The 6,418-nt window shown below is 59.4% G+C and carries 7 protein-coding genes; 6 read left to right on the top strand and 1 reads right to left on the bottom strand.

Translation table 11 applies throughout. The features are described 5' to 3' along the window. Window positions 1-424: DUF421 domain-containing protein (locus ACMLHZ_RS05365; RefSeq protein ID WP_418666752.1), on the bottom strand; the 424-nt coding region annotated here is incomplete at its 3' end. Window positions 425-502: 78 nt separating this feature from the next. Here ACMLHZ_RS05365 and ACMLHZ_RS05360 point away from each other — a divergent pair. The 6 genes from ACMLHZ_RS05360 to ACMLHZ_RS05335 all read left to right on the top strand — a co-directional run. Further along, window positions 503-1,984, top strand: a complete 1,482-nt coding sequence (locus ACMLHZ_RS05360; protein WP_418666751.1) for a spore germination protein — start codon at window positions 503-505, stop codon at window positions 1,982-1,984. Further along, window positions 1,962-2,963: a GerAB/ArcD/ProY family transporter gene (locus ACMLHZ_RS05355; RefSeq protein WP_418666750.1), complete on the top strand. Its 1,002-nt coding sequence runs from the start codon at window positions 1,962-1,964 to the stop codon at window positions 2,961-2,963. Before ACMLHZ_RS05360 ends, ACMLHZ_RS05355 begins: the two co-directional genes overlap by 23 nt. Then, on the top strand, window positions 2,960-3,991 hold the full coding sequence (locus ACMLHZ_RS05350; RefSeq protein WP_418666749.1) for a hypothetical protein: 1,032 nt from the start codon (window positions 2,960-2,962) through the stop codon (window positions 3,989-3,991). Before ACMLHZ_RS05355 ends, ACMLHZ_RS05350 begins: the two co-directional genes overlap by 4 nt. A 193-nt stretch (window positions 3,992-4,184) precedes the next feature. After that, a complete protein-coding gene (gene hprK / locus ACMLHZ_RS05345) occupies window positions 4,185-5,117 on the top strand; it encodes an HPr(Ser) kinase/phosphatase (RefSeq protein WP_177563139.1) in 933 nt (310 codons plus the stop codon). Between the two features lie 21 nt (window positions 5,118-5,138). Further along, window positions 5,139-5,888 (top strand): phosphatase, encoded by a 750-nt coding sequence (locus tag ACMLHZ_RS05340; protein WP_418666748.1) that lies wholly within the window; start codon window positions 5,139-5,141, stop codon window positions 5,886-5,888. After that, window positions 5,885-6,418 (top strand): ROK family protein (locus ACMLHZ_RS05335; protein ID WP_418666747.1); only part of this gene is annotated, 534 nt, incomplete at its 3' end. The genes ACMLHZ_RS05340 and ACMLHZ_RS05335, both read left to right, overlap by 4 nt.

Raw genomic sequence — 6,418 nt, 5'->3', positions numbered from 1 at the left:
TCAGGCTGCCGTTGGTCTCGATCAGGGCGTAGCTCACTTCGCTGGGGTCAAAAATGTCCTTACCGCGCAGCGATTCCATCAGATCGCTCATGCTGAACCGCAGCTCCCGAAGGGTGTTCTGGTCGATCACACCGTCCCGGATCACGGCCACCGGGGTGCCGGATACCAGCTCCGAGGCTTTTGGGCTTGTAAAGCACAGGGCCGAGAGCAGCAGTTCCAGCGCCACAATCAGGAACACCGGCGCAAGGCTTGCGGCCAGGGGGATCTCGGGCGATTCAATGGAGATGGAAGCGAGATTGGAGATGAGGATGGTGGAAACAAGCTCCGAGGGCTGCAATTCCCCCAGCTGCCGTTTGCCCATAAGCCGCATGGCGCAAATGATGAGAAGATAGATAATCAGGGTGCGCAGCATGAGCACCAGCATAAACAACGCCTTCCTTTCGGACGGATGGTTTTGCAGGGCGGCAGGTGGGCCATACTAAAAGGCGAGGTGAAATGTGATATGCAAACCAAACGCCCATTGAGCCCGGACCTGCGGGCCAACATCACCCGGCTGAAACAAATGTTTGGCAGCTCGACCGATCTCTATACAAAACCGGTGCGGGTACTGGGGGTGGATTGCTGCCTGTGCATGTTCGAGGGTCTTTCGACCTTGGAACGGCTGTGGGTGGTGATGCTGGCCATGCTGACCGAGAGCAATTACCGCCCCAAAAGCGGGGACGACCTGTTCCAGTATATTCAGCACAAAACCGACCTACCCCTGGAAAACACCCCGGTGGAAGATTTTGACGCCCTGCGGGTACAGCTCACGGCAGGCACCACGGTAATACTGATCGACGGATGCTGTAAAGCTGCTGTGCTTTCCACGCAGAACATGCAGTTCCGGTCGGTGCAGGAACCATCCGGCGAGGGGAATATCCGCGGCTCGCGGGAGGGGTTCACCGACCTTTTGCGCATCAACCTGAGCCTGGTACGGCGGCTGGTGCGCACCACCGACCTGACCGTGCAGATTCTCACGGCGGGCGAGCGCACCGGGACCGAGGTGGCCATGCTGTACGACCGCACCCTGGCGAAACCTGAGTTTGTGGCCGCTGTAAAAAAGCAGCTTCAGGAGATCCGGATCCCCGTTTTATTTGACACGGGGTACCTTGCGCCCTTTTTGCAGCGGGGCAGCTTCAGCTTTTTCCAGGAGGTGGGCTACACCGAGCGGCCGGTCACAGCCTGCGCCAAGATCTGCGAGGGAAAGATCGTGGTGCTGGTGAATGGCAGCCCCTTTGCCATGGTGCTGCCCTATTTCTTCAATGAAAATTTTCAAAGCCTGGACGATTACGCCAGCAAAGCATATTTTGCCAGCTTTATCCGGGTGCTCAAATACGCGGCCTTTTTTATGGCGGTGATGCTGCCGGGGCTGTTTGTCTCGATCGCAGAGTATACACCGGAGTTGTTCCCCCCGCAGCTGCTTTATAAGGTGGCCGCGGCGGAGACAGCCACCCCGCTGCCGTTGTTTTTGGAAATGGTGTTCGTGATCGTGCTGCTGGAGATCATACGTGAGGCGGGCCTGCGGCTGCCCAAGCCCATCGGGCATTCGGTGAGCCTGGTGGCGGCGCTGATCGTGGGGGATGCCGCCACCAAGGCGGGCATTTTGAGTACCCCGGTGCTGATCGTGGCGGCGCTGACCACCATTTCGATGTTTGTGATCCCCTCGCTGTACGAGCCCGCCACTGTGCTGCGCATCCTGTTCGTGCTGGCAGGCGGCATGTTCGGCCCCTTTGGAATTTTGACCCTGACCTTTTTGATGGTGCTCAGCATTTGCGGAATGAACAGCTTCGGCCTGCCTTACACGGCGCCGATCGTGCCTTTTGGCAAAGGAGCCCTGCGGGACGGCATCCTGCGGTATCCGTGGCAAAAGCTGGCGAAGAAGCCCTTTAACGTAAACGATCTGCCGGGTGGTGAGGAAAAGTATGAACCAGAGCGAACGGATTGAACAAAAACAGCTGCAGGGACTCGTGTTCGCGGCCTTTTTGACCGACAGTTTCATCCAGCCCTTTGGGCAGCGCAGCAGCGTGCTGCCGGCCCGCGTGGCGATCCTGAGCAGCGGGCTGCAGCTGGCGGTGCTGGCGCTGATCGTGTGGATCTACATGCGTGCGGCTGCAAAGCGGGGGCCCGGGCGGGCCGCCTCGGTGGTGCTGTGCGGAGCCCTGGCGGTTTCCATCGCGCTGGAGATGATCCAGGGGGAGCGCTTTTACAGCTATGTGATGGACCAGCAGCTGCCGGTGGCGCTGTTTTTGGCGCTTGTTTTTGTGGCCGCCTGGTATGGGGCGTATTCGGGGCTGGGGGCACTGGGGCGCACGGCGCGGGTGATCCTGGCGCTGACCACCGTTTCGGTGATACTGCTGGCTGCCTCGGTGGCGCCGCAGCTGCGTTTTTCGCATCTGCAAACGCCCCCGGCCGAGCTGCGGGAGATCGGCCGGGCCGCTGCCGCACAGTTTTACCTGCCGCCGGAGCTGGTGCTGCTGCCGCTGCTCGCCGACCGAAAAGCCTGCGCAAAGGGCGGCGGCAGGGTGATCGGCTCAATTTTCGCAGTCAACTGCCTGCTCTGCGTGCTGGGAGAGCTGACATTGGGGCCCGCGTACACCCAGCAGACCCAGCCTGTATTCACAATCGCCCGTCTGGGAGGGCTTTCGGTTTTTCGGCGAATGGACGCGCTGCATGTGGGGGTGTGGCTGCTGCTGTTCCTGATCAAGGTGGCGCTGTATTTTGCGGGGTTTATACGGCTGTGGAAGCACAGCTTTCCCCCGAAAAATGAACATGTGCCCTTTTGGGCTGCCCTCGTGCTGGTGGTGGGCGTGTTTTTCGCGGCCTGGAACAGGAACGAGACCTGGGCCTTTTGGGTGCAGCAGGGGCTTTTGGCCACAGCGGTTCTGTTGATCTTCGCGACGGGAAGGAGGCGGAAAAAAGCATGAAAAAGAAAGCGATGCTTGTGTTTTTGCTGGCTGCGGTATTTCTGAGCGGCTGTTCCCGCAGCGGCATCGGTGACAAGGTGATCGTGAAGGCGATCTACCTGGAATACAGCGGCGAATATACCGCCACGCTGCTGGCCCTGCGCTCGGCCCCCAGCGCGGACACGGGGGAGGTCACGGAACAGGCCTCGTACCTTTCAGGGCAGGGGGCCACGCTGGGGCAGGCTCTGGCGGCGGCGGAAGAAAAAGAGAACCGGCAGGTCTTTTACGGCCAGAATGAGCTTTTGCTGCTGGGGCCGGAGCTGTGCAGGGCGGGCGCGTTTGAGGCATGCCGCTACCTTGCCAAAGAGACCAGCGGCCGGCCCAATATGGCGGTGTATGGTGTAGACCTTGCGCCGCAGGAGTTTTTGGAATTGGACCAAAAGGGCAAGGATGCGCTGGAAGGCATTGGGCAGTTGGAGAAAAAAGGGTACTATAAAACGTATCTTTATGAATTCGGGGCGGGAGAGGGTCAGGGCGTGCTGCCCGGCATCAGCCTGGCCCAGGCAAAGGCCGAACCGCTGGGCGCGGCGGTATATTCGGGCGGCGAACCGGCGCTGGTCTTGAAGGGCAGCGATCTGGAGCTGGCCGCGCTTCTGAGCGGCCAACAGCGCGAGCTGGAAATGGAGCTGGAGCTGGAAGGGAAGACCGTGCGTTTTCAGGTGCGCTCGCCCCGCCTTTTTTACGAGAGCGCCGGCCGGGGGAAAGAGCTTCAAATGACCCTGCAAATGACCGGGCATATCCAGAAAATCGTTACCCCCCAGGGGGCGGCCGCCCCGGGACCCGACCGGGAACTGGAGCAAACCATCAACGCCGCCCTGGCCCAGCGCCTGCTGGACATTATAGAATCGACCTATGGCCAGGGAAACGATGTGTTCCGTCTGGCGAGCTGGCTGTATAACCAGGACGAAGCAGCCTGCCGCACCCAGCGGGCCGCCGGAACCCTGTGGCAGGGGAAGGTGCGGCCCGAGTGCCGGCTGCATCTGGTATAAAACGCCCGGCCCGCCCGCTGGCGGCAGGGGCGCGTTCTGCCGCTGGATCTCTGTGGAACCTTTTCCGGAACGCCGCCGCAAAAATTTGCCGGCGGTTCTTTTTTGTATATTTTGGTCCAAATAAATTTGATATCTTCTGCCGCTTATTATATAATAAACTTAATTGTGGACCGAAAAAAGAAAGGGTGTTTGTATGCCAGCATTTTCTGTGCCTTTGAGCAAGCTTGCGTCCATGCTGAATCTGGAAACTATCTACGCGCCCCGGGAGTTGACCGAGATCCCCATTTACACGGCAGACGTGAACCGCCCCGGGATTATGCTGGCGGGCTACTACCAGTACTTTGATCCAAGCCGCATTCAGATCTGCGGCATGGTGGAGATTTCTTATTTACAGGAGCTGCCCGAGCAGACCCGCCGGGCGCATCTGGAAAAGTTGTTTTCCCTGAAGCCGCCCGCGGTACTGATCACGCGCAATCTGGGGGCAATGCCGGAAATCATGGAGTATGCGGCCCAGTACGAAGTGCCCGTTTTGGGCTCGGCGGAGAGCACATCCACTCTGATGAGCGCGCTGATCAATATTTTGAATGTGGAGCTGGCGCCCCGCGTGACCCGCCACGGCGTATTCATCGAGGTTTACGGCGAGGGCATCCTGATGCTGGGCGACAGCGGCGTGGGCAAAAGTGAAACGGCGGTGGAGCTGGTTAAGCGCGGCCACCGCCTGGTAGCCGACGACGCGGTGGAGCTGCGGCGCACTTCCAGCCGCACCATTGTGGGCACAGCCCCCGAGAACATCCGCCATTTCATTGAGCTGCGGGGCATCGGCATTGTAAACGTGGCCCGGATCTACGGCATCGGCGCCGTAAAGGTGAGCGAAAAGGTGGATCTGGTGGTGGAGCTGGAACCCTGGGACAAAAGCAAAAACTACAGCCGCACCGGCCTGGAGAGCGACACCTACGATATTTTGGGGGTTTCGATCCCCAGCACGGTGATCCCGGTGATGCCCGGCCGGAACCTGGCGGTCATTATTGAAACCGCCGCCATTAACAACCGCCAAAAAAAGATGGGTTACAATGCGGCCAAGGAACTTTTGGCGCGTCTTGGGCTGGAAGACGACACAGGAATGTAACCATAAGGAGCGCAATATACTTTGTACGAGATCATTGCAGATCTGCACACTCACACGCTGGTTTCGAGCCATGCGTTTAATACCATTACCGAGATGGCGGCCAAGGCAAAGGCCATGGGGTACAGGGCGATCGCTGTGACCGATCACGGCTGCGCCATGCCAGACTCGCCCCACCGCTGGTATTTTTACAACCTGCGGCGCCTGCCGGACGTGCTGGAAGGGATCCCAGTGCTGAAAGGAATTGAAGCAAACGTGCTGGATCTTGCCGGCGGGCTGGATCTTGAGCAGGAAAAGCTGGCCGGGCTGGATTGGGTCATCGCCTCGATCCATGGGGATTGCCTGCCCGGCAGCCTCACCCAGGACGAGGCCACCGGCCTGTGGCTGAAAATTGCGGAAAACCCTGCGGTGGATATGATCGGTCATTCCGAGCAGATGCAGCACCGGTACGATTACGACGCGGTGACCTGCGCCTTTGCCAAGAGAAACAAGGTAGTGGAGCTGAACGGAAATTCTGCCGTGGTGCGCCCGGGCGGAAGCGGCAACATGCGGCAGCTGGCCCTTGCCTGTAAAAAAAACGGCTGCCGCATTGCCCTGAATACCGACGCACACTCCATTTACCATTTAGAGGCAGGGGTAGCCCCTTTGCAGAATTTGCTGCGCGAGATCCATTTCCCCGAAGAGCTGGTTATAAACTCCAGCGGGGAGCGCCTGCGCGAGGAATTAAAACGGCACGGCAAAAAAGTCGTGGAGCGAATCGGAGGATTGTTATGAAAAAGTATACCATTGGCGTTGACCTGGGCGGCACCACAATCACCGCCGGTATTGTGGATGAAAATTGCCGGGTGGTGCGCAAGTGCACCTGTGATACCGAACTGCCGCAGCCGGAAACGGTCGTGGAAGAAAAAATTGCAGGCCTGTGCCGCAGGGTGCTACAGGAAAACGACATGACGCTGGACGACATCCGCTGGGTGGGCATCGGCACGCCCGGCAGTGTGGACAGCAAGCACGGCGTGGTGGACTTCAATGCGAACTTTGGCTATTTTGACTGGGAATTGCGCGCGCACATGGAGCAGCTTCTTGGCTGCGAAGTCCACATTGAAAACGACGCCAACGCGGCGGCCTATGGGGAATACATAGCGGGCGGCGCGCAGGGCGCCAAGTATGCGGTGGTCATCACGCTGGGCACGGGCATCGGCGGCGGCATTATCATCGACGGCAAGATCTTTTCCGGCTATAACTATGCGGCGGCCGAGCTGGGGCACATGGTCATTCAAAAGGATGGCCGCCCCTGCATGTGCGGG

The organism is Allofournierella sp., assembly GCF_048388525.1.
Lineage (GTDB): Bacteria > Bacillota > Clostridia > Oscillospirales > Ruminococcaceae > BQOK01.
Note: the sequence above shows the minus strand (reverse complement) of the source record. Positions and strands in the feature narration are given on the sequence as shown.

What these genes read in the sequence shown, in the direction of transcription:
- ACMLHZ_RS05360 (WP_418666751.1), top strand. Translation starts at nt 503, where the DNA reads ATGCAAACCAAACGCCCATTGAGCCCGGACCTGCGGGCCAACATCACC.
- ACMLHZ_RS05355 (WP_418666750.1), top strand. Translation starts at nt 1,962, where the DNA reads ATGAACCAGAGCGAACGGATTGAACAAAAACAGCTGCAGGGACTCGTG.
- ACMLHZ_RS05350 (WP_418666749.1), top strand. Translation starts at nt 2,960, where the DNA reads ATGAAAAAGAAAGCGATGCTTGTGTTTTTGCTGGCTGCGGTATTTCTG.
- hprK (WP_177563139.1), top strand. Translation starts at nt 4,185, where the DNA reads ATGCCAGCATTTTCTGTGCCTTTGAGCAAGCTTGCGTCCATGCTGAAT.